The sequence below is a fragment of the Streptomyces sp. NPDC111520 genome (assembly GCF_055635295.1).
In genome coordinates this window covers 458,158-481,927 of record NZ_JBVKBW010000006.1, presented here as the reverse complement: position 1 = coordinate 481,927, position 23,770 = coordinate 458,158, and the positions used below count along the sequence as shown (strand labels likewise).

General features: G+C 73.8%; 26 protein-coding genes. 20 read left to right on the top strand and 6 right to left on the bottom strand.

From position 1 onward, the window contains the following. Positions 1-2 precede the first annotated feature (2 nt). The 16 genes from ACZ7MY_RS17115 to ACZ7MY_RS17040 all read left to right on the top strand — a co-directional run bounded on the left by ACZ7MY_RS17115 (position 3) and on the right by ACZ7MY_RS17040 (position 15,281). Positions 3-692 (top strand): RNA polymerase sigma factor, encoded by a 690-nt coding sequence (locus ACZ7MY_RS17115; protein ID WP_499602596.1) that lies wholly within the window; start codon positions 3-5, stop codon positions 690-692. A gap of 5 nt (positions 693-697) precedes the next feature. Then, on the top strand, positions 698-1,108 hold the full coding sequence (locus tag ACZ7MY_RS17110) for an acyl carrier protein (protein WP_499602595.1): 411 nt from the start codon (positions 698-700) through the stop codon (positions 1,106-1,108). Further along, a complete protein-coding gene (locus tag ACZ7MY_RS17105; RefSeq protein ID WP_499602594.1) occupies positions 1,101-1,523 on the top strand; it encodes a hypothetical protein in 423 nt (140 codons plus the stop codon). Before ACZ7MY_RS17110 ends, ACZ7MY_RS17105 begins: the two co-directional genes overlap by 8 nt. Continuing rightward, a complete protein-coding gene (locus ACZ7MY_RS17100; RefSeq protein ID WP_499602592.1) occupies positions 1,520-2,932 on the top strand; it encodes an aldehyde dehydrogenase family protein in 1,413 nt (470 codons plus the stop codon). The genes ACZ7MY_RS17105 and ACZ7MY_RS17100 overlap by 4 nt, the downstream gene beginning before the upstream one ends. Before the next feature lie 75 nt (positions 2,933-3,007). After that, complete coding sequence (locus ACZ7MY_RS17095; RefSeq protein WP_499602591.1) at positions 3,008-3,472, top strand: DUF4188 domain-containing protein; 465 nt, start codon at positions 3,008-3,010, stop codon at positions 3,470-3,472. 17 nt (positions 3,473-3,489) lie between these two features. Then, positions 3,490-5,202 (top strand): acetyl-CoA carboxylase carboxyltransferase subunit alpha, encoded by a 1,713-nt coding sequence (locus ACZ7MY_RS17090; protein WP_499602589.1) that lies wholly within the window; start codon positions 3,490-3,492, stop codon positions 5,200-5,202. Further along, positions 5,186-5,770 (top strand): acetyl-CoA carboxylase biotin carboxyl carrier protein, encoded by a 585-nt coding sequence (locus ACZ7MY_RS17085; protein ID WP_499602588.1) that lies wholly within the window; start codon positions 5,186-5,188, stop codon positions 5,768-5,770. The genes ACZ7MY_RS17090 and ACZ7MY_RS17085 overlap by 17 nt, the downstream gene beginning before the upstream one ends. Before the next feature lie 12 nt (positions 5,771-5,782). After that, positions 5,783-7,156, top strand: coding sequence for an acetyl-CoA carboxylase biotin carboxylase subunit (gene accC, locus ACZ7MY_RS17080; protein WP_499602586.1), 1,374 nt, complete (start codon positions 5,783-5,785; stop codon positions 7,154-7,156). Positions 7,157-7,184: 28 nt separating this feature from the next. Beyond that, positions 7,185-8,171, top strand: coding sequence for a helix-turn-helix transcriptional regulator (locus ACZ7MY_RS17075; protein WP_499602584.1), 987 nt, complete (start codon positions 7,185-7,187; stop codon positions 8,169-8,171). 119 nt (positions 8,172-8,290) lie between these two features. After that, complete coding sequence (locus ACZ7MY_RS17070; RefSeq protein WP_499602583.1) at positions 8,291-8,890, top strand: cobalamin B12-binding domain-containing protein; 600 nt, start codon at positions 8,291-8,293, stop codon at positions 8,888-8,890. Further along, a complete protein-coding gene (locus tag ACZ7MY_RS17065; RefSeq protein WP_499602582.1) occupies positions 8,890-10,194 on the top strand; it encodes a methylaspartate mutase in 1,305 nt (434 codons plus the stop codon). Before ACZ7MY_RS17070 ends, ACZ7MY_RS17065 begins: the two co-directional genes overlap by 1 nt. Then, the gene (locus ACZ7MY_RS17060) at positions 10,191-11,117 is read left to right on the top strand and encodes an amino acid ABC transporter substrate-binding protein (RefSeq protein WP_499602581.1); all 927 of its coding nucleotides are present in this window, start codon (positions 10,191-10,193) and stop codon (positions 11,115-11,117) included. The genes ACZ7MY_RS17065 and ACZ7MY_RS17060 overlap by 4 nt, the downstream gene beginning before the upstream one ends. Before the next feature lie 32 nt (positions 11,118-11,149). Continuing rightward, positions 11,150-12,127: a DMT family transporter gene (locus ACZ7MY_RS17055; RefSeq protein ID WP_499602580.1), complete on the top strand. Its 978-nt coding sequence runs from the start codon at positions 11,150-11,152 to the stop codon at positions 12,125-12,127. Further along, positions 12,124-13,182, top strand: coding sequence for an aspartate-semialdehyde dehydrogenase (locus tag ACZ7MY_RS17050; RefSeq protein ID WP_499602578.1), 1,059 nt, complete (start codon positions 12,124-12,126; stop codon positions 13,180-13,182). The genes ACZ7MY_RS17055 and ACZ7MY_RS17050 overlap by 4 nt, the downstream gene beginning before the upstream one ends. Continuing rightward, positions 13,179-14,282, top strand: a complete 1,104-nt coding sequence (locus ACZ7MY_RS17045; protein WP_499602577.1) for an amino acid kinase family protein — start codon at positions 13,179-13,181, stop codon at positions 14,280-14,282. The genes ACZ7MY_RS17050 and ACZ7MY_RS17045 overlap by 4 nt, the downstream gene beginning before the upstream one ends. A 3-nt stretch (positions 14,283-14,285) precedes the next feature. Next, positions 14,286-15,281: a TauD/TfdA family dioxygenase gene (locus ACZ7MY_RS17040; protein ID WP_499602575.1), complete on the top strand. Its 996-nt coding sequence runs from the start codon at positions 14,286-14,288 to the stop codon at positions 15,279-15,281. 152 nt (positions 15,282-15,433) lie between these two features. On the opposite strand, the gene ACZ7MY_RS17035 is transcribed toward ACZ7MY_RS17040, so the two are convergent. Then, entirely contained in the window at positions 15,434-15,631 is a 198-nt protein-coding gene (locus tag ACZ7MY_RS17035) for a hypothetical protein (protein ID WP_499602573.1), read from the bottom strand. Positions 15,632-15,784: 153 nt separating this feature from the next. Here ACZ7MY_RS17035 and ACZ7MY_RS17030 point away from each other — a divergent pair, with 153 nt between their 5' ends. Both ACZ7MY_RS17030 and ACZ7MY_RS17025 read left to right on the top strand, forming a co-directional pair. Next, positions 15,785-16,828 carry a helix-turn-helix transcriptional regulator gene (locus ACZ7MY_RS17030; protein ID WP_499602572.1) on the top strand — a complete coding sequence of 348 codons (1,044 nt, stop codon included), beginning with the start codon at positions 15,785-15,787 and terminating at the stop codon, positions 16,826-16,828. Positions 16,829-16,939: 111 nt separating this feature from the next. After that, the gene (locus ACZ7MY_RS17025) at positions 16,940-17,836 is read left to right on the top strand and encodes a LysR family transcriptional regulator (protein ID WP_499602571.1); all 897 of its coding nucleotides are present in this window, start codon (positions 16,940-16,942) and stop codon (positions 17,834-17,836) included. 62 nt (positions 17,837-17,898) lie between these two features. Here the strand turns inward: ACZ7MY_RS17025 and ACZ7MY_RS17020 are convergent, their stop codons facing one another. Together ACZ7MY_RS17020 and ACZ7MY_RS17015 are read right to left on the bottom strand one after the other, a co-directional pair. After that, the gene (locus tag ACZ7MY_RS17020) at positions 17,899-18,603 is read right to left on the bottom strand and encodes a 4'-phosphopantetheinyl transferase family protein (protein ID WP_499602569.1); all 705 of its coding nucleotides are present in this window, start codon (positions 18,601-18,603) and stop codon (positions 17,899-17,901) included. Next, positions 18,600-19,049 carry a RidA family protein gene (locus ACZ7MY_RS17015; RefSeq protein WP_499602567.1) on the bottom strand — a complete coding sequence of 150 codons (450 nt, stop codon included), beginning with the start codon at positions 19,047-19,049 and terminating at the stop codon, positions 18,600-18,602. The genes ACZ7MY_RS17020 and ACZ7MY_RS17015 overlap by 4 nt, the downstream gene beginning before the upstream one ends. A gap of 119 nt (positions 19,050-19,168) precedes the next feature. Here ACZ7MY_RS17015 and ACZ7MY_RS17010 point away from each other — a divergent pair, with 119 nt between their 5' ends. Both ACZ7MY_RS17010 and ACZ7MY_RS17005 read left to right on the top strand, forming a co-directional pair. After that, positions 19,169-19,384, top strand: a complete 216-nt coding sequence (locus ACZ7MY_RS17010) for a DUF6296 family protein (protein WP_431965720.1) — start codon at positions 19,169-19,171, stop codon at positions 19,382-19,384. Positions 19,385-19,569: 185 nt separating this feature from the next. Beyond that, the gene (locus tag ACZ7MY_RS17005) at positions 19,570-20,412 is read left to right on the top strand and encodes an acyl-CoA thioesterase (protein ID WP_499602566.1); all 843 of its coding nucleotides are present in this window, start codon (positions 19,570-19,572) and stop codon (positions 20,410-20,412) included. Positions 20,413-20,568: 156 nt separating this feature from the next. Here ACZ7MY_RS17005 and ACZ7MY_RS17000 read toward each other — a convergent pair whose 3' ends face one another. From ACZ7MY_RS17000 to ACZ7MY_RS16990, 3 genes are all read right to left on the bottom strand, one after another. Further along, a complete protein-coding gene (locus ACZ7MY_RS17000) occupies positions 20,569-21,654 on the bottom strand; it encodes a S1 family peptidase (RefSeq protein ID WP_499602564.1) in 1,086 nt (361 codons plus the stop codon). A 354-nt stretch (positions 21,655-22,008) separates the two neighbouring features. Further along, a complete protein-coding gene (locus ACZ7MY_RS16995) occupies positions 22,009-22,947 on the bottom strand; it encodes a serine hydrolase (RefSeq protein WP_499602563.1) in 939 nt (312 codons plus the stop codon). Between the two features lie 165 nt (positions 22,948-23,112). Then, a complete protein-coding gene (locus ACZ7MY_RS16990; RefSeq protein WP_499602561.1) occupies positions 23,113-23,742 on the bottom strand; it encodes an alpha-ketoglutarate-dependent dioxygenase AlkB in 630 nt (209 codons plus the stop codon). Between the last annotated feature and the right edge of the window lie 28 nt (positions 23,743-23,770).

Genomic DNA, 23,770 nt, shown 5'->3' with positions numbered 1-23,770 from the left:
CAATGACCCGGAAGGGGAATGCGGAGCTTCTGGCGGGGTGTGTGCGAGGGGAGCAAACGGCCTGGGACGAAATGGTCGAGCGATTCGGCCGGCTCGTCTGGTCCGTCATCCGGAGCCATCGGATGAACGACGTGGACGCCGAGGACGTACGGCAGCTCACCTGGTTCCGGCTGGTGCAGAACGTGGACCGCATCCGCGACCCGGACCGGATCGGTGACTGGCTCGCCACCGTGGCGAGACGTGAATCCCTCAAAGTGGTCACACGGGGAAAGCGGCTCGTCATGGTGGGGGACAGCGAAACCCTCGAGGTGCTGTCCGGCCACCACGAGAGCCCCGAGCAGATCACCCTGCGGGCGCACCGCAAGAAGGAGGTCCTGCGGGCCATCGACGGCCTGTCGGACCAGTGCCGCGGCGTGCTGCTGATGGCCCTGGAGGACCCGCCGGCCTCGTACGAGGAGATCTCCTCGGCGCTGTCGATGTCGCTGGGCTCGGTCGGCCCCATCCGCACCCGCTGCCTGCGCAGACTGCGCCGCGCGCTGGCCGCGGCCGAGGAGGGCGAGCCCGTGCCGCCGTCCGGCGCGGCGCCCTGCGGGCGGTGCCCGGCGGGGGACGTGTCCGGTCCGGGGCGGCCGGTGGATCTGGTGGGGGACGGCCCCGAAGCCGCGGCCGGCCGAGCCACCGGATGGGAGTGATGCGCATGCCTCGCTATGACGTCGAGGAATTGGTGCGGTCCGTCGTCGTCGAGGCGACGGGAATCGAACCGGAGAAGTACCACCTCGATCTCGCCTTCGCCGCCGACCTCGGCCTGGAATCACTCGACCTGCTCGACGTGTTCTTCCGGATCGAATGCTGCGTCCCGGTGGTCCTCTCCGTCGAGAAATGCGGCCGGTACCTCCAGGGCGACGTCCCGGACGAGGAATTCTGCGACGCGAACGGAACCATTGCCCGGCGCGGTCTGGAAAGGCTGGCGGTCGTCATGCCGCAACTCGATCCGGAGGTCTGGGCGGGGAAACTCACCCTCGACCGGATGCTGGAACGGCTGACCGCCGGAAACCTCGTCACGATGGTCGAGCACATGCTGGCCGAAGGGCGGCCGGTCCGTGCCTGAGGGAGCGGCGCGGCCGGCCGGGCGGACCAGGACCGTGGTCCGGGTGGGCAGTTGCGACGTCCACGTGGACACCTTCCGCAGGCTGGTGGCCTGGCACGGCCCCGAGGCGCTGCGGCTGCCGGCCGGCGGCGCCTGCCCGGTCGGCTGGACGCTGCGGCAGGCCGCGCTCCGCGCCCTGGCCGCGCCGCCCCGGGTGGGCGGCCGCTGGGGCGACATCGACGTACGGGGCCCCGAGGGCGGGCCCTGGACCCTGCTGTTCAAGGGCGAACTCGCCCGCTTCGCCGAGACCGTGCTCAGCGGCGACGTCAACGTGACGGTCACCGCCGGCGCCGGCCGGGTCACCGCCTTCGCGGTGCTGACCCGCCGCGAGCACCCCGCCGCCCCCACCGACGACGAGACCGAGGTACGCAGGTGAGCACAGCGACCGAGACCGGGCTGCTGGTCAGCCGCGAGATCATCACCGGCGAGGAACTGGGCGGCGTCCCGCTCGCCGGGCCCGGTGCCGTGGCCTCGGCCGCCCGCCGGGCGGCCGCCGCCGCGCCGGGCTGGGCGGCGCTGCCGGCCGCCGACCGGGCCGCCGTGCTGGAGCGCGCCGCCGATGTGCTCGTCGAACGCGCCCAGGAGGTCCAGGACCTGCTCGTCCGTGAGGGCGGGGCGATCCCCGGCAAGGCCTTCTACGAGGTCCACGCGGGCGCCGGGGAGTTGCGGCACGCCGCGGAGCTGGCCCGCGAGCCCGAGGCCCCGCACGGCCCCGGCTCCGACCCCGCCCGGCGGAGCGAGGTGCGTCGGGTGCCGCTGGGCGTCGTCGGCGTGATCGTGCCCTGGAACTTCCCGCTGCTGCTGGCCCTGCGCTCGGTCGCCCCCGCCCTCGCGCTCGGCAACACCGTGCTGCTGAAGCCCGACCCGCACACCCCGCTCTCCGGCGGGCGCGTCCTGGCCGAGGTCCTCGCCGCCGCCGGACTGCCGGCCGGTGTGCTGGAGGTGGTGCACGGCGACGCCGTGACCGGCCGGGCCCTGGTGCAGGCGCCGGACGTGGCCATGGTCTCGTTCACCGGCTCCACCGAGGCCGGCCGGGAGATCGGCGCCGCCTGCGGCCGCCTGCTGAAGCGGGTGGTGCTCGAGCTCGGCGGGCAGAACGCCTTCATCGTCCTGCCGGACGCCGACCTCGAACAGGCCGCCTCCGCCGGCTCCTGGGGCTCCTTCCTGCACCAGGGCCAGATCTGCATGGCCGCCCGCCGCCACCTCGTCCAGCGCGACGTGGCCGCGGAGTACACCGCGGCGCTCGCCCGGCACGCGCGGGCGTTGCGGATCGGCGACCCGTACCGCGAGGACGCGCAGATCGGGCCGGTCATCGACCAGCGGCAGCTCACCTCGATCGCCGCCGCCGTGGAGAACGCGGTCGCCCAGGGCGCCCGGCTGGTCACCGGGGGCCGGGCCACGGGGCCGTACTTCCCGCCGACCGTCCTGGCCGACGTCACCCCGCGGATGGACATCTTCAGGACCGAGGTCTTCGGCCCGGTCGCCACCGTCACGGCCTTCGCCGACGACGGCGAGGCGGTGGCCCTGGCCAACGCCTCCGACCACGGGCTGACCGCCGCCGTCTACACCTCCGACGCCGCGCGCGGCCGGGCGCTGGCCCGCCGGATCCGCTGCGGCGTCGTCCACGTCGGCGACCAGACCGTCGGCCACGACCCCCGGCTGCCCTTCGGGGGCGTCGGCGCCTCGGGCAACGCCTCCGGGTTCGGCGGCCGGGCGAGCCTGGAGGCCTTCACCCGCTGGCACACGCTCACCAGCAGCGAGCCGCCGCGCGGTTACCCGTTCTGACCCCGCACGCCGTTCCGCCCGCACCGCCCCGCACCGCCCTGTTCCCAGCCGAGCAGATCCGAGAGGAGCGCCCCCGTGGCAGGCAAGGTCGAGACCGTACCCCAGGTGGCGGACCCGCCCGAGGGCACCGTCCTCTTCCTCATCGGGATGAGGATCAACAGCTTCTGGAAGGTGCACCGCTGGGTGCCCTCCTTCCTCGCCATGTTCCCGATGCTGATCGAGCTCAACAAGCAGAAGGAGCACGGCTTCCTGGGCTCGCGCACCTGGCTCAACCGCACCGTGATCATGGTCCAGTACTGGGCCAGCATGGACGACCTCATGGCGTACTCGCGCAACACCGAGGCCGCCCACCGGCCCGCCTGGGCCCGCTTCAACCGCGCCGTCGGCAACAACGGCGCCGTCGGGATCTACCACGAGGCCTACGTCGTCGACCCGGCCCGGATGCACACCGTCTACCGCAACATGCCGCCGTTCGGCATCGCGAAGGCCACCGCCGGCCGGCCGCAGCGGCCGTTCGCGCAGGTCACGGACCGCGGATAGGGGAGGAGGACACCGCCGTGACACAGCAGCAGGAGCCGGTGCGGGCCGGCCAGGACGTCCAGTGGCGCAGGTGCGGGGCGTGCGGCGCCTTCATCTACGGCAAGCGGCTGGACCGCAACCGCAAGGTCTGCCCCGAGTGCCGGTTCCACTTCCGGATACCGCCGCACACCCGGATCGAGCAGCTCGCCGACCCGGGCAGCTTCCGCCCCTTCCCCGACGACCACATACCGCGCGACCTGCTCGGCTTCACCGACAGCAAGCCGTACCGGGACCGGCTGCGCGACGCCCAGGCCAGGACCGGCCGCAACGACGCCGTCCTCGCCGGGCGCCTGACGATCGAGGGCCGCCCGCTGGTCGCGGCCGTCCTGGACTTCAGCTTCATGGGCGGCAGCATGGGATCGGTGGTCGGCGAGGCCATCGCCGCCGCCGCCCGGCACGCGCTCGCCGAGCGGCTGCCGCTGCTGCTGGTCGCCGCCTCCGGTGGCGCCCGCATGCAGGAGGGCGCGCTTTCCCTGATGCAGATGGCGAAGACCTCGCAGTGGATCGCCGCCCTGCGCGAGGCGGCACTGCCGGTGATCAACCTCAACACCGACCCGACCTTCGGCGGCGCCAGCGCCTCGTTCGCGATGCTCGGCGACGTCATCCTCGCCGAGCCGGGCAGCCTGATCGGTTTCGCCGGGCCGCAGGTCATCCGCAACACCATCCGCGAGGAGCTGCCGCCCGGCTTCCAGAGCGCGGAGTTCCTGCTGGAGCACGGGATGATCGACGCGGTCGTGCCGCGCGAGAACCAGCGCGAGCACCTGGCGCGGCTGCTGACCCTGCTCGGCCCCTCGGTGCCCGAACTCCCGGAGCCGGCGGGCGCCGAGCCGCTCACCGAACCCGTTCCGGCCGTGCGCGGCACGCGCGAGACGGTGGCGCTGGCCCGTACCATCTCGCGGCCCACCACGCGGGAGTACATCGGCTACGTCTTCGACGACTTCGTCGCGCTGCACGGCGACCGCGCCTTCGCCGACGACCGGGCGCTCGTCGGCGGGGTCGCCCGGCTCGGCGGCCAGAGCGTGGTCGTCCTCGGCCACCAGAAGGGCCACGACACCGCCGAGCTGGTGAGCAGCAACTTCGGGATGCCCAACCCCGAGGGCTACCGCAAGGCGCTGCGGCTGATGCGGCTCGCGGAGCGGTTCGGGCTGCCGATCGTCGCCTTCGTCGACACCCCCGGCGCCTTCCCCGGCATCGGGGCGGAGGAGCGCGGCCAGAGCCTGGCCATCGCCGAATGCATCCTCGAACTCTCGCGGGTGCGCGTGCCCGTGGTCTCCGTCGTCACCGGCGAGGGCGGCAGCGGCGGGGCGCTCGCCCTCGGCGTCGCCAACACGGTGCTGATGCTGCAGAACGCGTACTACTCGGTGATCAGCCCGGAGGGCTGCTCGACCATCCTGTTCGGTACCGCCGAGCAGGCCGGCCGGGCCGCCGACGCCCTCCGGCTCACGGCCTCGGACCTGCTGCGCCTCGGCGTGGTGGACGCCATCGTGCCCGAGCCGCCGGACGGCGCGCACACCGCGCCGTACCCGACGGCGCTCAACGTCAAGACCGCCCTGGTACGGGCGCTGGCCCCGCTGCTCGACCTGCCGGGGGACCGGCTCGTCGAGGTGCGCCGGGACAGGTTCGACCGCTTCGGGCACCCCGAACGTCAGCCGGTAGTGGACTGGGAGAAGCGTGATGAGCACGAGCACTGAGGCCACGACGACGCCGAACGGCGTGGGCACCGCGGACACCGCGGACAGCGCGGACACCGTGACCGGGCCGGAGGCCGGCGGCGTGACGACGGTGGAGGAGCTGCGGGCGCAGACCCGGCTGCTCGCCGGTGAACTGCCCGGCACCCTGCGGCGGATCACCCTGCGGGCCGGCGGGCTCAGCGTGGACGTCGAGTGGGAGTCCGCCGCGGTCGCCGCCCCCGTCCCCGCCCCGGTACCGGCCGGGGCGGCCCCCGCGCCGCCGGCCGCCCCCGCACCGGCTCCCGCCGCACCGGCCGACGCCGGGGCGCAGGCCCCGCCCGCCGGGCTGGTCAGCGTCACCGCGCCGCTGGTCGGCACCTTCTACCAGGCGTCCTCGCCCGGCGCCGAGCCCTTCGTACGGGTCGGCGACGTCGTCGAGCCGGGCCGGCAACTGGCCATCATCGAGGCGATGAAGCTGCTCAACTCGATCACCGCCGAGACCCGGGGCCGGGTGCGCGCGATCCACGTCCAGGACGGCGAGGTCGTCGAGTACGCCCAGCCGCTGATCGACCTCGTCCCCGTCGACTGAGAGGGCACAACCGTGTTCGACAAGGTGCTCGTCGCCAACCGCGGGGAGATCGCGCTGCGCATCATCCGCTCCTGCCGCGACCTCGGCGTGCGCACGGTGGCCGTGTACTCCACCCCCGACGCCGACGCGCGGTTCGTCGCGGCCGCGGACGAGGCCGTGCACATCGGCCCCGGCGCGCCCGCCCGCAGCTACCTCAACATCCCCAACATCATCGGCGCCGCCGTCAAGACCGGCGCCGAGGCCATCCACCCCGGCTACGGATTCCTCTCCGAGGACCCCTACTTCGCCGAGATCTGCGCCGACGACGGCATCACCTTCATCGGCCCGCCGCCGGACGTCATGGAGAACGTCGGCGACAAGGCCACCGCCCGCAGGCTGATGACCGAGGCCGGACTCCCGCTGCTGCCGGGCACCATCGAGCCGGTCGACTCGGTGGAGGCCGCCGAGGCGGTCGCCGCCGAGATCGGCTACCCGGTCATCATCAAGGCCGCGGCGGGCGGGGGAGGCCGCGGCATCACGGTGGTGCGGCGCCCCCAGGACCTCCGGGACGCCTACACCGCCACCCGGGCCAGCGCGCAGGCCGTCTTCAAGAACAGCGCCGTCTACATGGAGCGCTACCTGGAGAAGACCCGGCACATCGAGATCCAGGTCGTCTGCGACGACTTCGACGGCGCCGTGCACCTGGGCGAGCGCGACTGCTCGGTGCAGCGCCGCCATCAGAAGCTCGTCGAGGAGTCCCCCTCGGCCGGCGTCTCCCCGCAGCTGCGCGAGCGGCTGGGCGCGGCCGCCCTGGCCGGTGCCCGTGCGGTGGGCTACCGGGGCGCGGGCACCGTGGAGTTCCTGCTGGAGGCCGGTGACGGGGCGGGTGACGGCGGCGAGGACGTCTTCTGGTTCATGGAGATGAACGCCCGCATCCAGGTCGAGCACCCGGTCACCGAGCTGGTCACCGGCGTCGACCTGGTCGGCGAGCAGCTGCGGGTCGCCTCCGGCAGCCCGCTGTCGGTCAAGCAGGAGGACGTGGAGATCCGCGGCCACGCCATCGAGTGCCGCGTCAACGCCGAGGACCCGGCCAGGTCCTTCGCCCCCACCCCCGGACTGCTGGAGCGCTACCGCGTCCCCGGCGGCCCGTGGGTCCGGGTGGACACCGACTACGTCCCCGGCGCTCGCGTCAGCCCGTACTACGACTCGATGATCGGGAAGCTGATCGTCTGGGGTCCCGACCGCGGCAGCTGCATCGAGCGCACCCTGCGCGCGCTGTCGGAGTTCGAGGTCTCCGGGCCCGGCGTGCACACCACGATCCCGTTGCACCAGGAGATCCTCGGCCACCCCGAGTTCCGCCGGGGCGACGTGGCCACCGACTTCCTGGAGCGCCACTTCGCCATGTGAGCAGCACGACCAGCAAAGGGGAGCCGCCGTGTCGGACCAGGAGCTCACATCCCAGGACGTCGGCGTCTACCGGCACCTGCTGCAGGTGTCGCCGGACGCCGGCCACTGCGCCTCCGAACTCGGTCTGCCGGCGGAGGAGTTCGACGAGTCGGTCAAGCGGCTGATGGCGCACCGGCTGCTGCACCCGGACGGTCCATGCCGCTACGAGGTCGTCTCGCCCGGCCTCGCGGCGGCCGAACTCACCGCCTCCCTCAGCCTGCAGGCGCACCAGCTGCTGCGCCAGATCGACACCACCCGGCGTGACCTGGGCCCGCTCGGCGCCCTGTACGACGCCCACCAGCGGCAGCGGCTGGCCGGCACCACCACCGAACTGCTCACCGACGGCGACGCGGTACGGCACCGGCTCTCCGACCTGTCCTCGCAGGTCCGGCACCGCGTGCTCACCGCCCACCCCACCCTCGGCGGCCCGCAGACCCTGCGGGCCGCCCTCGACCTGGACCGGGACCTGCTCGACCGGGGCGTGCGCTACCGGACCGTGGTGCCGCACACCGCCCGGCGGCAGCGGGAGGCGTTGCGGCACATGACGCGACTGGGCGACCTGGGCGCCCAGTTGCGCACCGCGGCGGTCATCCCCGGCCGGATGATCCTGCTGGACGGCGTCGTGGCACTGGTGTCCACCGGAAAGGGCGGCGGTGCGGCGCTCTTCCGCGACCCGACCGTGGTCTCGTTTCTCGAAGTCATATTCGACCACATCTGGGAGCACGCGAAACCGGTCGGCGGCGATTTCGACGGCGACGTCTTCGAGGACGTCGAGGTGGCCATTTTGCGCCAGCTGGAACTCGGCAGGTCGGATGAATTCATTTCCCGGCGGCTGGGTATCTCCACCCGTACGCTCCGCCGCTACCTGTCGGGCATGTGCGAGAAGCTCGGTGTGGAGACCCGCTTCCAACTGGGCATGGCGGCGACCCGGCTGGATCTGTTCGGGAACGGGGACGATCCGGACAGTGCGGGATAGAAATTCCTGATCGCGACCTTCGGGTATTTCCACCCGGCACCGCTGGACCCTCCGGCGGCGCGCCGCGGATGATTTCCCCGGCCCACTCCACATTCCTACCGAGGGAATCAATGACTGGCATGGCTGCCGCCTCCCGGAGGCGGATCATTGTTTCCGGTGTCTCCTCCGACGCACACATGTGGAACCTGGTGTTCCTGCAGTTGCTGCTGGAGGAGCACGGTCACGAGGTGTCCAACCTCGGCAGCCTCACCCCTGACGCGGAGATCGCCCGCGCCTGCCGCGCGCTCCGCCCGGACCTGCTGGTCATCGGCACCGTCAACGGCCACGGGCACCTCGACGGGCTGCGGCTGATCCGCGCCCTGCGCGCCGAACCGGCCCTCGCCGCCCTGCCCGTCGTGATCGGCGGCAAGCTCGGCGTCCACGGCCGCGACGACGCCCGCCCCGCCGCCCGCCTGGCCGCCGCGGGCTACGACGCCGTCTTCGACGACGGCGACGACACCGGCGGCGGCGCGCTCGCCCGCTTCGAGACCTACCTGCGGGCCCTGCGCACCCCGCCCGCCCCGGGCCCCGTCGGCGTCCCCTTCCCGGGCGCCGGCCGGCGGCACCCCCGTCCCGCGTCGCCCGCCCGGCTCCTCGCCGCGGCGCCGGACCGGCCGGCCGGCCCACGACGAGGACGGGACTCCGCCCCGCGCCGCACCGCGCCCGGGGAGGTGGCCTGATGCCGCACAGCGCCGACCGCTTCTCCGCGTTCGTCCGCCGGGCCCGTGCGGCCGGACGGCTGGTCGTCCAGCCCCGCATGGGCTTCGGCGACCTCGGCCGGATGCGGGCCGGACTGCGCGCCGTACGCGCGGCCCGCGCCACCGCGGCCGGCACCATCACCCTCGACAGCTACACCCGCTGCCACGACTACGCCGCCGCCCGCCGCGCCCTGCGCGACCGCGCCGCCGACCTCAACGGCTTCCCGCTGCTCGCCCACGGGCCCGCCGCCGTACGGCGGTTGCTGGCGGAGACCGCCGCCCCCGACTTCCCCGTGCAGCTCCGCCACGGCACCGCCCTGCCGCTGCGCCTGCTGCGCGCCGTGGCCGCGGCCGGGGTCGACGCCACCGAGGGCGGCCCCGTCTCGTACTGCCTGCCTTACAGCCGCACCCCGCTCGCGGCGGCGGTCCGCGAGTGGCGGGCCGGCTGCGAACTCCTGGCCGGGCAGCCCGTCCCCCCGCACCTGGAGACCTTCGGCGGCTGCATGCTCGGCCAACTGTGCCCGCCCTCGCTGCTGGTGGCCCTCAGCGTGCTGGAGGGGATGTTCTTCCGCGAGCACGGGCTGACCGGCATCTCGCTCAGCTACGCCCAGCAGGTCCACCCCGGCCAGGACCTGGAGGCCCTGGCCGCGCTGCGCCGGCTGGCCGCGGAACGGCTGCCCGGCACCGACCGGCACGTCGTGCTCTACACCTACATGGGCGTCTTCCCGCGCACCCCGATCGGCTCCTACCGGCTGCTGGAGCACAGCGTCCGGCTCGCGGTGCGCGGCGGCGCGGAGCGGCTGGTGGTCAAGACGCCCGCCGAGTCCCGCCGCATCCCCACCGTCGAGGAGAACGTCGAGGCCCTGGAGTTCGCGCACGCCGTGGCGGAAGCGGCCGCCCGCCCCGGCGCCGCCGCCGGGCCCCGGCCCACCGCCACCGGCCTGTACGAGGAGGCCGGGACCCTCGTCGACGCCACCCTCGCCCTCGCGGACACCGTCGGCGACGCCCTCGTCGCGGCCTTCGCCCGCGGCGTCCTCGACGTGCCGTACTGCCTGCACCCCGGCAACGCCGGCCGCGCCCGCGCCGCCGTCGACCCGTACGGCATGCTCCGCTGGACCGAGGCCGGCGCGATGCCGGTGACCACCGGCCCGGCCGGCGGCCCCGCGGCGCCCGTCACCCCGCTCACCGCACGCGGCCTGGGCGAGATGCTCTCCTTCAACGAGCGCCGCTACGACCGCGAGGACCTCACCGGCACCGCCCGCCCGCTCCACGGGTACGCCTCATGACCGCCCCCGCGCGCACGACGCCGGCGACCCTGGACGCCGTCCGCGCCCGCGGCGTCCTGCGCGCCGCCGTCTCCCTGGGCATCCGCGGGCTGTCCCTGCGCACCGCCGACGGCCGTTGGACCGGGCTGGACACCGACATCGCCCGCGCCGTGGCGGCGGCCGTCCTCCACGACCCGGAGGCCGTCGACTGGCGCCCCGTACGGGCCGCCGACCGGCTGTCCGTGCTCGCCGCGGACGAGGCCGACCTGACGGTGTGCAACCTCACCTGGACACTGGGCCGGGAGGCCGCCCACCCGGTGCTCTTCGCCGGGATCACCGCCTACGACGGCGAGGGCTTCCTGGTGCGCGCCGCCGACGGCGTCGACGACCCGGCCCGGCTCGCGGGGCGGCGGCTCGCCGTCCACACCGGCTGCACCACCCCGGTCAACCTCGCCGCCTGGTACGGCCCGCGCGGCCTGACCACCGTCCCGGTCGGCTTCGACGACCCCGCGGGCGCGCTGGCCGCGTACGCCTCCGGCGACTGCGCCGCCTACGTCCTGGACCGCATCGCCCTGGCCGGGGCCCGCGCCGGACTGCCCGACCCGCGGGCCCACCGCATCCTGCCCGCCTCGATCTCCCGCGAGCCGATGGCGGCCGCCGTACGCGACGCGGACCCGCACTGGTTCCGGCTGGTCCGCTGGGTGCTGCAACTGCTGCCCGCCGCCGAGCACGAGGGCACCGGCAGGGCCGCCGCGCTGGCCGGCCCGCACGGCCCCGCGGTCGGACTGGACGAGGGCTGGGCCGCCCGCGTGCTGGCCGCCGTCGGCAGCTACGCCGACGTCTACGAGCGCAACCTGGGCGCCGCGTCCGGCCTCGACGTGCCGCGCGGCCCCAACGAACTGTGGACCAGGGGCGGGCTGCACTACGCCGTCCCCCTGCACTGACCCCCGTCCGCCGCGGAAGGAGCCGACAGCGCATGAGCAGTGACGCCACACCCGCCGCACGGGCGCGCCGGGGCGCCCTCGAACTCACCGCGGCCATGGGGCTCTCCGGCACCCTCGGCGTCTTCGTCCTGGAGTCCGGGGTCTCCTCCACCACCGTGGTGCTCTTCCGCTGCGTCTTCGGGGCGGTCGCGCTGGCCGCCTACTGCCTGCTGCGGGGCCACCTCAGGAACACCGGGCTGACCCGCCGCACCTTCGCGCTCGCCGCGCTCGGCGGGGTGTGCATCGTCCTCAACTGGGTGCTGCTCTTCGACGCCTACCGCCGCACCTCGATCTCGGTGGCCACCGTCGTCTACCACACCCAGCCCTTCTACGTGGTGCTGCTGGGCGTCGCGCTGTTCCGGGAACGGCTCGACCGGCACCGCGCCGGCTGGATCGTGCTGGCCTTCGCCGGGGTGCTGCTCGTCGCGGGCCCGCCGGGGGCCGGCCCCGGCGGGGGCGGCCGGCCGCTCGGCATCGCCGAGGCGCTGGCGGCGGCCCTGCTGTACGCCTTCGCCACCGTGATCGCCAAGCGGCTCACCACCGTCCGCCCGCAACTGACCGCGCTGATCCAGGTCCTGGTCGGCATCCCGCTGCTGCTGCCGTTCGCCCGGCTCGGCGAGACCGCCGGGCTGGGCGCGCGCTGGGGCTGGATGGTCGGCCTCGGCGTGATCCACACCTGCCTGATGTACGTCCTGCTCTACTCCTCGTACCGGAAGCTGTCCACCGACCGCATCGCGGTGCTGTCGTTCGTCTACCCGGCCGTCGCGATCCTGGTGGACCTCGCGGTCTACGGGCACCGCGTCGGGCCGGTGCAGGCCCTCGGAGTGCCGCTGATCGCCGCGGCGGGACTCGGCGTCAACCTCGGCTGGCCGCTGCTGCCGCGGCGCCGTCGTCCCGCCGCGGCCGGCGGCACCGGACCGGAAGCCACGGCACCCGCGGCCGGGCTCGTCCAGATCGGAGATCCCCGATGACCCTCGTTACCGATCCCGCCGCCCCGCGCATCGCCATCGTCGGCGCGACGGGGGCCGTGGGCAGCACCCTCATCGAACTGATCGAGGAACGCGGACTGCGCTACCGCGAGGTGCACCTCGTCGCCTCGGCGCGCAGCGCGGGCCGCCACGTGGCGGTCGACGGGCGCGCCCGCGAGGTCGTCGCCCTGGAGGACTTCGACTTCGGGCGGGCCGACATCGCGTTCTTCTCGGCCGGCACGGCGGTCAGCGACAAGTGGGCCAAGTCCGCCGTCGCCCAGGGCGCCCTGGTGATCGACAACACCAACGCCTTCCGCATGGACCCCGACACCCCGCTCGTGGTGCCGCAGGTCAACGCCGCGGAACTGCACCGCCGCCCGGGCGGCGGGATCGTCGCCAACCCCAACTGCTCCACCATCCCGCTGGTCCGCGCCCTGCTGCCGGTGCAGCGCCGCTGGGGGGTCCGCCAGGTGGTGGTCAGCACCTACCAGGCCGCCTCCGGCCAGGGCCACCAGGGCATCGAGGAACTCCTGGAGGGCAGCGAGGTCGCGCTGCGCGACCCGGACGCCGACCTGCCCTCCGAGCGCTTCCGGCCCGCCCTCGCCTTCAACGTCGTCCCCTCCATCGACCGGCTGCTGGACGACGGCTTCACCCTGGAGGAGCAGAAGATGCTCCAGGAGTCCCGCAAGATCCTCGGGCTCCCGCACCTGGACCTGACCGCCACCTGCGTGCGGGTGCCCGTGGTCAACTCCCACTCCGAGGCGGTCTGGGTGGAGGCGGGCGCACCCGTGGACCGCGGGGAGCTCGTCGCGCTGCTGGCCCGGCTGCCCGAGGTCACCGTCCACGACCGGGAGCACCCGGGCGGCTTCCCGACCCCGCTCACCGCCGGGCACCCCGACCACGTCCACATCGGGCGGATCAGGGTCGCCCCGCACAACCCGCGGGGCTTCTGGATGTGGCTGGTCTCGGACAACCTGCGGGTCGGCGCGGCCCTGAACGCCGTCCAGATCGCCGAGTACGCCCTGAGCCGCGGCTTCCTGGCGGGAGGCGCGCGATGACGGCCCCGGCGGTACTGAAGTTCGGCGGCTCCACCTTCCGCACCCCCGCCGCGTACCACGACCTCGCCGCCGGCCTGGACGAGCGCATACGCCGCGAGGGCCGGCCGCTGGCCGTGGTGGTCAGCGCGATGCAGGGCGAGACCGAGGGGCTGCGCGGCCGCCTGCACGAGGTCAACCTCCGCCCCGAGGACGCCACCGCCGCGGGCATGCTCTGCACCGGCGACCTGCTCAGCGCCCACCTGCTGGCCAGCGCCCTGCACCGGGCGGGCCGCAGCGCCACCGTGCTGGCCGGGCACCAGGTCGGGCTGGTCACCAACTCCTCCTTCCTGTGGGCCCGGGTGGTCAGCACCGACCCCGGCCCGCTGCGCAGGGCGCTCGAGCGGCACGAGGTCGTCGTCGTCCCCGGCGGCCAGGCCGTCGACGGCCAGGGCCGGCCCACGTGGCTGGGCAAGAACAGCTCGGACCTGTCGGCGCTGGCCGTCGCCCGCGCGGTGGAGAGCCACGTCTGCGAGATCCACTCCGACGTCGACGGCATCTACACCTCCGACCCGCACCTGGTCACCGGGGCCCGCCTGCTGCCGCAGGTCTCGTACAACATGGCCGCCCTGATGTCGCTGTACGGGGCGAAGGTGCTGCACCGCCGCGCCGTCCAGCTCGCGCTGCGGCACCGCATCGAGATCGTGCTGCGCTACAACCGGGCCCCGTACTCGCCGGGCACCCGGATCAGCGCGGTCGGCAACCAGATGGCCGCCGTCGTCCTCGACCGGCGCTCGGTGGTGCTGGACTTCCCCGACGACGCCCACGCCGACGCCGCGCACAACGCCTTCCACGTGGCCGGCATCGACACCGTGCGGCTCACCGGCGAACCCCGCGTGGCCGTCATCGGCGGCTTCGTCGACCTGGAGGCCGTCCAGCTGCGGCAGGGCGTCACCCCGGGCCGGCGGGTGGGCGTGCCGGTGGCGGAGGTGCGCGGCAGCAAGGTCACCACCCACATCGCCGAGAGCGCCGAGGACGCCCTGCACCTCGCGCAACGGCTGCACGACCGGCTGGACTTCGCGGCCCCCGCCGGCGCCCCCGACGCCCGCCTTGTAGGAGTGTGAGCCGTGCAGGACACCTTCGCCGAGCTGGAACTGCCCGACGCGGTACGGGACGACATCGGGGAGCGGCTCGCGGCGCTCCCCGACCCGGCGCGGGACATCGACCGGGCGATGACCCACTACCACCGGATCTTCGCCGCGCTGCCCACCGCACTGCTGCAGCGCGTCCTGGACTTCGGCCGCCACGTCGACACCCCCGGCGTCGCCCTGGTGCGCAACCTGCCCGTGGACCGGGAGCTGCCGCCCACCCCGGTGGACGGCGGCCCCAGCCGCGCCAAGCGCGGCTTCGTCGCCGAGGGGGTGCTGCTGGGCCTGTCGGGGCTGCTGGGCGAGCCGGTCGGCGTGCTCACCGAGAAGGAGGGGCGGCTGATCCACGACGTGGTGCCGGTCCCGGGCGGCGAGAGCACCCAGACCAACCAGGGCTCCGCCGTCTTCCTCAACTTCCACAGCGACATCACCCACGACCCGGCCGGGCGCTGGGACGTGGCCAACCCGGACTTCCTGGTCCTCAACTGCCTGCGCGGCGACCCCTCCGGGACGGCCGCCACCTACTACGCGGACGCCCGCGACATCTGCGGGCAGCTGGCGGACGGCGCGCTGGAGACGCTGCGCAGTCCGCTGTTCCGGCTCAACGCGCCGGGCAGCTACACCCGCGATGTCGCGGGCGGTGCGGAGGTCCTGTCGGACCCGGTGCCGATCGTCAGCGGCTCCCGGGACTTCCCCGGGATCGCCGTCTCGGCCAACGGCGTGCGCCCGCTCACCCGCGGGGCCGCGGCGGCCCTGGAACTGCTGCAGGAGGCCTGCCGTGCGTCGGCGCACGCCGTACGGCTCGAACCGGGCACGGCCCTGCTGGTCAACAACCGCAAGGGCGTGCACGCCCGCTCGCGGTTCACCGCCCGCTACGACGGCCGGGACCGCTGGCTCCAGCGCACGTACGTCCGGCGCAACCTGTGGGACATCAGGTACCGGGTCACCCCGGGCGACCGCCGCGTGCACCACTGAGCAGCCGGGCCCGGCCGGGGCCCGGCCGCGGCGGCGGCTAGCGCCGCCGCGGCCAGTGCAGAGTGCCGGATTCCTCTTCCGGGCCGCCCGGGGGCGTGGTCATGGGGTCATTCGACGACATGTTTTCTCCTTCAACCAATTACCGTGACGAATCAGGCGTGGTGGTCGCCGGCCGAATGCGTGTCGGCGCCACCGATCGGAGCCTCGTCCCACTTGTCATCCGCCAGCGTCACGTTCCGCGGGCCGTCGCCGGAAACGACCGCGGTCCCCGGAGCGGCGGAGTAAACAACTCCGGCCGCCAGGACGATCACCGCGAAGCCCCGGGCGAGTAAATGACGAGTGCTCACCATCGTGGATCCCCCCACATCGCTTGTCTGCCGCGCCCTTTGTGGGCACCAGAACAAGGTGTCAGTTCCGGAGATCGAGTTCGACCCGCCGGAAGTGTCCTATGATGGAGCGGCAACAAGTGGATAGCGGCAAAACGGGCATGGGGTGGGTGATCGGTGGACGAGCATCGCCTGTTGGACGACCTTGCTGTTGATGCATACGAATGCGCTCTGCGAGCCGGTGCCTTCAGGGATGACGAGATCGCCGCCGAGCTGGGCGTCGACGTCGACCTGGTCGCCGAGGCCCGCAAGACCCTGGAGGAGCTGCGGCTGCTCGGCCGCGTCGGCGCCGGCCGCTCCGTCGTGGCGCTCGACCCGGACGTCGCGGAAGCGGAACTGGTGACTCCGCTGGAGCTGTCCATCGCCCACCGCCGGCAGGAGATCGCCGCGATACACCGGCAGTTACGGGCGCTGTCCGCCGTCTACCGCACGAGCGACCGGGCCGCCCCCGACGACGTGCCGGTCAGGGTGCTGGACGACTTCGAGGAAGTGCGCAGGGAGATCGACCTGGCGCGGCGCCGCTGCACCGAGGAGCGGATGAGCCTGCAGCCCGGCGGCGGCCGCAGCGCCGAACTCCTCGAGCAGGACCTGGTGCAGACCCTGGAGATGCGGCGCCGCGGGATCCGCATCCGCACGCTCTACCAGCACACCGCCCGCACCAGCCTCGCCACCCGCACCTACGTGCGGCAGATATGCGAGGGGGGCGCCGAGGTCCGCACCGCCGAGGAGCTCTCCGAGCGGCTGATCATCTACGACCGCAAACTCGCGTTCATACCGAAGGAGCGGAAGGGAAAGGAACCGCCGGGTGCGGCGATTGTCTCCGATCCCACCCTGGTCGCCTATCTGTGCCGGTCGTTCGAGTCCATATGGCAGGCCAGCCAGCCCTTCGACGTGGGCCGGACCGCCGAATACCACCAGGTCACCGAGGACTTGCGGCTGTCAATTCTGCGCTTGATGGCCATGGGATTGAAGGACGAGGTGATCGCCCGGCGGCTCGGGATGGCGACCCGTACATGTCGTCGCCACATATCCGTAATCATGGAGGAACTCGGCGCCACCAGCAGATTCCAGGCGGGATTGCTGATCGGCCGCCAGGGATTGATCCCCGACGGCGACGTCGTTCCGGCCGATCCCGGCGAGGACGATGTGTCCCCATGCTGACGGGGGTTGTCCTCGATCAGACAACCCGGAGTTCTGGCGCCCGGCACCGGCCACTTGATTTCCTGTGGAGGGAGTATTGATCCGGCGTGAGCCGAACCACGGGAGGGGTCAATGGACATTCGGCAGCTGGCGACGTTCCACAAGGTGGCGACGCTGCTCAGCTTCACCCGGGCGGCGACGGAACTGAAGTACGCGCAATCCAGCGTCACGGCCCAGATCAAGGGGCTGGAGATGTCGCTCGGGGTCGACCTCTTCGACCGTCTCGGGGGCCGCATCCAGCTCACCGAGGCCGGCCAGCGGCTCCTGCCGTACGCCGAGCAGATGCTCTCGCTCGCCGGGGAGGCGCGCGGTGCGACCCTGGGCTCCGAGGAGCCCTCGGGAGTGCTGACGATCGGTTCGATGGAGAGCATCACCTCCTACCGGATGCCCCCCTTGCTGGAGTTCTTCCACCACCGCTACCCGGCCCTGCACATCGTGCTGCGCCCCAGCCTCTGCGCCGAGACCTGCCACGCGCTGCGCCAGGGCATGTTCGACATGGGCTTCCTGATGGAGGCCGAGACCCAGCACCCCGGCGTGCAGACCGAGGTGCTCGGCTCCGAGCCGCTCACCGTGGTGGCCGCGCCCGACCACCCGCTGACCGGGTTCGACAAGATCACCACCGATGACCTCCGGCAGGTCCAGGTGATATCCGCCGAGGCGGGCTGCGCCTACCGCGAACTGTTCGAGGCCGAGCTCAACGACGGCACGGGCGAGTCGCTGCCCTTCCTGGAGTTCGGCACCATCGAGTCCATCAAGCGCGGGGTCGCCGCCGGCCTGGGCATCAGCCTGCTGCCCACCGCCACCGTCGTCGACGCCCTGGAGGCCGGCACCCTGGTGACCCTGCCGTGGCCGGTGCCCTTCGAGGTGCACACCCAGATCGCCTGGCGGCGCGGCAAGAACCTCTCCCGCGAGATGCGGGTCTTCGTCGACCAGACGATGCGCTTCCTCGCGGAGGAGTACGCACGCTAGGGCAGCCCTGGAACCGGTTCCCGGGCAGGGGTGAACGGGAACGGCCGCGGGGCCGGAGGGCGTCAGCCCAGTCGTACGGCGACGGCCGCCCGGTGGCCGTCCCCGACGGCGACGTCGGAGAGCGACCAGCCCTCGGGGCCCGCGGCGGGAGCGGGGCCCGAGCCGACGTAGTCCTCCGACAGGTCCCTGGCCAGGCCCGTCCCCAGACCCTTCAGGTATGCCTCCTTGCGCGCCCAGGCCCGCGCGAAGGCCTCCCGGCGCTCCACCGGCGGCAGCGCCCCCAGTTCGGCCACCTCCGCCGGGTGCAGCGAACGCCACACGCCGTCCACGGCCTCCTCGCCGGGCAGCGCCTCCACGTCCACCCCCACCGGGCCCGCGGCGAAGGCCACCAGCGTCAGCTCCCGGGAGTGGGAGAGCGAGAAGTGCGGGGCGCCGCCCTCCACCGCGGGCCGGCCGTGCGGGCCGCCGCAGGCCGGGCAGTCCTCCCGGACCAGCGGCACCGAGCCGGGCGGGGTCCCCAGGTACGCCGCCAGCAGCAGGCGCAGCGCCACGTGCGCGGTGACGTAGCTGGTGCGGTCGCGGTCGAAGTGGAACGCGGAGGCCCGCTCGCGTTCCTCCCGGTCCAGCAGCCCGGGCGCCAGGTGGACGGCGGCGGCCGCGTTCGCCGCCGTGTCCACCAGGCAGACCCGCGGCGGGTCGCCGGGCCCCGGCGGGGTGAGCCGCCGGGCCGCGGCCGTCACGGAGAACCGCTCCGGGACCAGGGTCACGGCCGGTCCGCCCCTCCCGCGGACGCCGCGGGGACGATCGCGAACGCCTCGACCTCCAGCAGCAGTTCCGGCCGGAAGAGCGCGGCCACCTGCACCGCCGAGCTGGCCGGGGGCCGCTCGGTGTCGACGTACGCGTCGCGCGCCTCGCGGACCGCGGGCAGGAAGGCGACGTCGGTGACGAAGAAGGTCAGCTTGACCACGTCGCCCCAGCCCGCCCCGGCGGCCGCCAGGCAGCGGTCGAGGTTGGCGAAGACCTGGCGCGCCTGCGCCGCCGGGTCGCCCGGCCCCACGAGCCCACCGTGCTCGTCCACCGCGATCTGGCCCGAGACGGCGACGAAGCGGCCCTCGCCCCACACGACGTGGCTGTAACCGGTGCCCGGGAGGACACCCTCCGGAGCGGCGACGTGGGTGAGGTGCGGCACGTGTTCCCCCTTGATGATCGACACCGCTCCATGCTCTCCCACGGGGTCGATCCCGCGCCACAGCGGACGTCATGACCGGTGTCATTGGCCAGTGATTCTCTGGGCATAAATCGTCATATGGGCGGAGACAGGAGGTTCCCCTCATGAGTCATGCCGAAACCTACGAGCTGACCTTCCCCGTCTCCGGCGACACCGTGGTCGTCAAGCGCACCGAGCGCAAGGGTGCCGGGGGACACCCGGTGTACAGCGACGACACGGGCATCGTCCAGGCGGAGATCAGCGACCGCGGGGAAGTCCGCATGCTCGCGACGGGCGGGCACCAGCACCACGACGTCCCCTCGCGGGCGACGCCGCACTGAGCCTCCCGCCGCCGGGCGCCCTCGTGCCCAGCCCGGCCCCGGTCGCCGTGCGTGACCGCGCGGACCGGACCCGTCGCCGCCCGCCCGGCCGACGTCGCCGGCCGGGTTCCGACTCGATTTGAACATCCAACCCACTGCACTACCGTGGACCGGGACACCGCACCCACACCCCGCAGGGGGACGTCATGCCCGGCCCGATCCCCGACACGGGCGCGGACACCGCGGATGCCCCCGGCACCGCACGGTCCGCGGACGACGCCACCTTCCGCATCGACCGCTCCTGGTGGTCCTGGAACGGAGCGCAAGGCGGCTACGTCGCCGCCCTCGCACTCGCCGCCATGTGCGACGACCTGGCCGCCCGCACCGGCGAGCGGCCTCCGGTCCGCACCCTCGGCGCGCACTTCCTGGCCCCGGTCGACGAGCGCCCGCTGCGCCTGGCGGTGAGCCCCCTGCGCGAGGGCCGCCGCACGTCGGTCTCCTCGGTCACCGCGCTGCAGGACGGCTCCGCCGCGCTCACCGGCACCGCCGTTTTCGGGCGGAGCGAACCCGGCCCCGCCCACGCCGCCACCCCCGCGCCCGGCGTCCCCGGGCCCGGTGCGTGCCCGCCGCTCACCCTGCCGCGCTCGCTGGCGGCGTTCGCCGCCCACCTGGAGATCCGCCCGGCCGACGACGCGCGCCCCCTGGGCGGCGGGGAGCGGGCCGAACTCACCGCCTGGATGCGCTTCGCCGACGGCCGGCCGCTGGACCCACAGGCGCTGGTCGTCCTTGCCGACGCCCTGCCGCCCGCGCTGTTCGCGGTGTGGACCGAGCCCCGCCCGGTGCCGACGGCCGAACTGACCGTCCACTTCACCGACGTCCTGGACGCCGGGCCCGCACAGGGCTGGGCGCTGGTCCGCAGCCGCACCGAGCACGCGGGCGGCGGCTGGGCCGTCGAGGACAGCGCCGTGTGGGCCGAGGACGGCGAGCTGCTCGCCCTCGCCCGCCAGGCGCGCGCCGTACGCGACTTCCGCCCCGGCCGGCGGGGCTGACCGGTCCGGCTCCCCGCGCGTCACCGTCCGTCCCCACACGCACGGCGGCGCCGGACCCCCTCCCGGTCCCGGGGAGGGGTGTCCGGCGCCGCCGCGGTGGTGCCGCGAGCCGTGGTGCCGCGAGCCGTGGTGCCGAGATCGGCGCGCCGCGGGGCGTCAGCCGATCTCGGCCCCGTACACCTCCAGCGCGTCCGTCACCGGCTGGAAGAAGGTCTCCCCGCCGCCGCCGCAGTCACCGCTGCCGCCGGAGGTCAGGCCGAGGGCGGTGCTGCCGGAGAAGAGGGCGCCGCCGCTGTCGCCGGGCTCGGCGCAGACGTCGGTCTGGATCAGCCCGGAGACCGAGCCCTCCTGGTAGTTGACGGTCGCGTCGAGTCCGGTGACCGTGCCGTCGTGCACCTGGGTGGTGCTGCCGCTGCGCCGTACGGCCTGGCCGACGGCCGGCGTGGCTGCCGAGGTGATCGCCTGCGTGGAGCCGTCGTAGAGGTCGACCGCGCTGGGGTGGTCGGCGCCGCCGGTGTACTTCACCAGCGCGTAGTCGTGACCGGGGAACGTCGCGGCCTCGACCGAGCCGATCTCCGCGCCGCCCGAGCTGTCCGACCAGCTCTTGATGTCCACGCCGCAGTGACCGGCGGTGAGGAAGTACGGCTGCCCGTCCTTGACGACGTTGAAGCCGAGCGAACAGCGGGCGCCGGAGCCGAAGATGGCGTCGCCGCCGGCGATGAAGGGCTTGAACGCGCCCTTCGACCTCTGGATCCGGGCCGTGCCGGCGCCGAGTCCGTCCACCGCCTCGTCCAGCCGGTCCATCTCGGCCGCCGACACGGTCCGGTCGGCCGTCACGACGACCTGGTTGGTCCGCGGGTCGACGGACCAGGCGGTGCCGGGGATGCGGGCCCGCGTCGCCAGGGTGCCGGTGGCGGAGCGCAGTTCGGCCATGGTGCGGTCGACCGTCCTCGGCACGGCGCCCGCCGCGCGGACGGTGTCGGCGGCCTCGGCGCCGAGCACGTTGACGACGAGCCGGTCGCTCCCGGCGTCGTAGTACGACCCCGCGGTGTCCTCGGTACCGAGTTCCGCGGTGAGGTGCGCGGCCAGGCTCACCGCGGCGGAGGGCGTGAGGCTCCTGGGGGCGGGAGCGGGGCCCGGCGCGGCGTTGGCGTGCGGCAGCACGATCAGTGCCGCCAGTACGGCCGTCGCGCCGCTGCCCGCGAGCACGGCCTTCCGTCCGGATGTCCGACGGTGATTCAAGTCCTGTACCTCCGTGTGGGGGGACGGGCCGGCCCAACGGCCGCCGGCCCGGAGGAATGTGCGGTCCGAGGCGGCACATCGCGAAAGGAATGCGTGTCCACGCCAAGCAACGCCGTCGAGTATTTCGACGCCGTTCCGCGACCGGCAAGGCGGGATTCCGGTCTCCACAGCCGTCTCACAGGACATCCCGATTCCCGGTGTGGAACCTTTCATTCCGCTGCGCGGGCGGCCTTCGCCGCACTGCGCGACGGGCCGGGCACGCCGGGTGAGGACTACACCTGTCCGGAAACCGCCCCCGGAACGCCGACAGGCGCCCCCGCGAGGGCGCCTGTCGGTGCGTCGGAAACCGGTCCGCTACGTGCCCGGCGGGACGGCGGGCACCGCCTCCTGCGGCGTACGCGTCGTCGACTGCGTCCCCGCCGCGGTGGCGGCCGGTGCGAGGTCCCGGTGGACGACGCGGGCGACCGCCTCGATCGTGGCGACCCCGGCGTTCATGGTCTTGTTGTCCTGGGTCAGCACCGTGAGGGAGTAGTCGTGGCCCGGGCCGGTGAACGCGCCGAGGCTGTGCACCCGCCAGCCGTGGGTGGCGCGCGGCAGCCAGCCGTTCTTGACGTGAACCGTCACGCCGCGCGGCGCCCCGGCGGGGGTGCCCCAGCGCTGCGCGGTGACCACCTTGTTCATCAGCTTCAGGATGTAGGCACGGGAGTTGTCGCTCAGCACGGAGTTCTTCGCCGTCACCAGGTCGAGCAGCCGCTGCTCGTCCTTCGCCGTGACCTGGGTGAGCCCCCAGTAGCCGTTGCTCCCCGGCACGGTGCGGGTCATCCCCGCGGCCTTCAGGAAGCCCTTCACCTTGGTCACCCCGAGCTGCCGCCACAGCTGCGTGGTCGCGGCGTTGTCGGACTTGGTGATCATCGCCGTGGCGAGCTTGACCTCACGCGCCGTCAGGTAGCGGTTGTGCTTCTTGTTGTCCCACAGCAGGGTGGCCAGCACCGTCACCTTCACCGTGCTCGCCGAGTCGAACCGCTGGTCCGCGCGGAGCGTGCACACCGTCTTCGTCCTGCGGTCCCGCAGCGACAGCGCCACCGTCCCCGTCCTGCCGCGCAGCGCGGCGGCGACGTCCTTGCTCAGCTTCGCCGCGAGCCCCGCCTTGCCCGAGGTGCACACCACCGCCGGTGCCGCCGCCGTCGCGCTGCCCGCGCCCGTCCCGACGACCGCCGCCGGCACGACCGCGCCCACCACGACCGCCGCCGCCACCGCTCTCCCGGCGCGCCGCGCCGTCCGTTCCCGCCCCATGGCCCCTCCCCGTGGTCCCCCGTACCCGTCGCCGGGTCTTCGAGGACGTTGACTCGCGGCGCGGGGAAAGGTTGTACGGGGAAAGGCCGTACGGGGACTGGTTGTACGGGGAAGCGTTGTACGGCGAAAGGCCGTACGGGGAAGGCGCCGGGGCGGCGGCGCGGTTCAGCGGACGCCGCGCGTGCGGAACTGGACGCTGATCCGCGGCCCCACGGCGCGCGAGCTCTTGGGGATCGCGTGCTCCCACGTCCGCTGGCACGAGCCGCCCATCACCACGAGGTCACCGTGCCCGAGGGGCAGCCGCATCGCGGCCGCGCCACCGCCGCGGGGCCGCAGCGCCAGGTCGCGCGGGTCGCCGACGGAGAGGATCGCCACCATCGTGTCCTGGGTCGCCGACCTGCCCGTCCGGTCGCCGTGCCAGGCGACGCTGTCCCGGCCGTCCCGGTAGAAGCAGAGCCCCGCCGTGACGAAGGGCTCGCAGAGCTCGTCCGCGTAGTGGGCGTCGAGGGCGGACCGGGCCTCGTCGAGGACGGGGTGCGGCAGCGGATCGCCCTCCCCGTAGAAGGACAGCAGCCGCGGCACGTCGACCTCCCGCTCGTACATCTGCCGGCGCTCGGCCCGCCACGGCACCGAGCCGGCGAGTTCCCCGAACAGGGCGTCGGCCCCCTGCAGCCACCCGGGCAGCAGGTCGAGCCACGCCCCGCTGCCGAGCCCGGTCCGCCGGAGGCCGTCCAGCGGAGCGAGCAGCAGCTCGTCGGTCTGGTCGAAGAGCGATCCTTGGAGCGGTGCGGTCATGCGTCCAGGGTAACCCCGCAATCGAACA

Coding starts and splice junctions, on each gene's coding strand:
- ACZ7MY_RS17115 (WP_499602596.1), top strand. CDS start 3: ATGACCCGGAAGGGGAATGCGGAGCTTCTGGCGGGGTGTGTGCGAGGG.
- ACZ7MY_RS17110 (WP_499602595.1), top strand. CDS start 698: ATGCCTCGCTATGACGTCGAGGAATTGGTGCGGTCCGTCGTCGTCGAG.
- ACZ7MY_RS17085 (WP_499602588.1), top strand. CDS start 5,186: ATGAGCACGAGCACTGAGGCCACGACGACGCCGAACGGCGTGGGCACC.
- ACZ7MY_RS17070 (WP_499602583.1), top strand. CDS start 8,291: ATGGCTGCCGCCTCCCGGAGGCGGATCATTGTTTCCGGTGTCTCCTCC.
- ACZ7MY_RS17065 (WP_499602582.1), top strand. CDS start 8,890: ATGCCGCACAGCGCCGACCGCTTCTCCGCGTTCGTCCGCCGGGCCCGT.
- ACZ7MY_RS17060 (WP_499602581.1), top strand. CDS start 10,191: ATGACCGCCCCCGCGCGCACGACGCCGGCGACCCTGGACGCCGTCCGC.
- ACZ7MY_RS17055 (WP_499602580.1), top strand. CDS start 11,150: ATGAGCAGTGACGCCACACCCGCCGCACGGGCGCGCCGGGGCGCCCTC.
- ACZ7MY_RS17050 (WP_499602578.1), top strand. CDS start 12,124: ATGACCCTCGTTACCGATCCCGCCGCCCCGCGCATCGCCATCGTCGGC.
- ACZ7MY_RS17045 (WP_499602577.1), top strand. CDS start 13,179: ATGACGGCCCCGGCGGTACTGAAGTTCGGCGGCTCCACCTTCCGCACC.
- ACZ7MY_RS17035 (WP_499602573.1), bottom strand. CDS start 15,631: ATGGTGAGCACTCGTCATTTACTCGCCCGGGGCTTCGCGGTGATCGTC.
- ACZ7MY_RS17025 (WP_499602571.1), top strand. CDS start 16,940: ATGGACATTCGGCAGCTGGCGACGTTCCACAAGGTGGCGACGCTGCTC.
- ACZ7MY_RS17010 (WP_431965720.1), top strand. CDS start 19,169: ATGAGTCATGCCGAAACCTACGAGCTGACCTTCCCCGTCTCCGGCGAC.
- ACZ7MY_RS17005 (WP_499602566.1), top strand. CDS start 19,570: ATGCCCGGCCCGATCCCCGACACGGGCGCGGACACCGCGGATGCCCCC.
- ACZ7MY_RS16995 (WP_499602563.1), bottom strand. CDS start 22,947: ATGGGGCGGGAACGGACGGCGCGGCGCGCCGGGAGAGCGGTGGCGGCG.
- ACZ7MY_RS16990 (WP_499602561.1), bottom strand. CDS start 23,742: ATGACCGCACCGCTCCAAGGATCGCTCTTCGACCAGACCGACGAGCTG.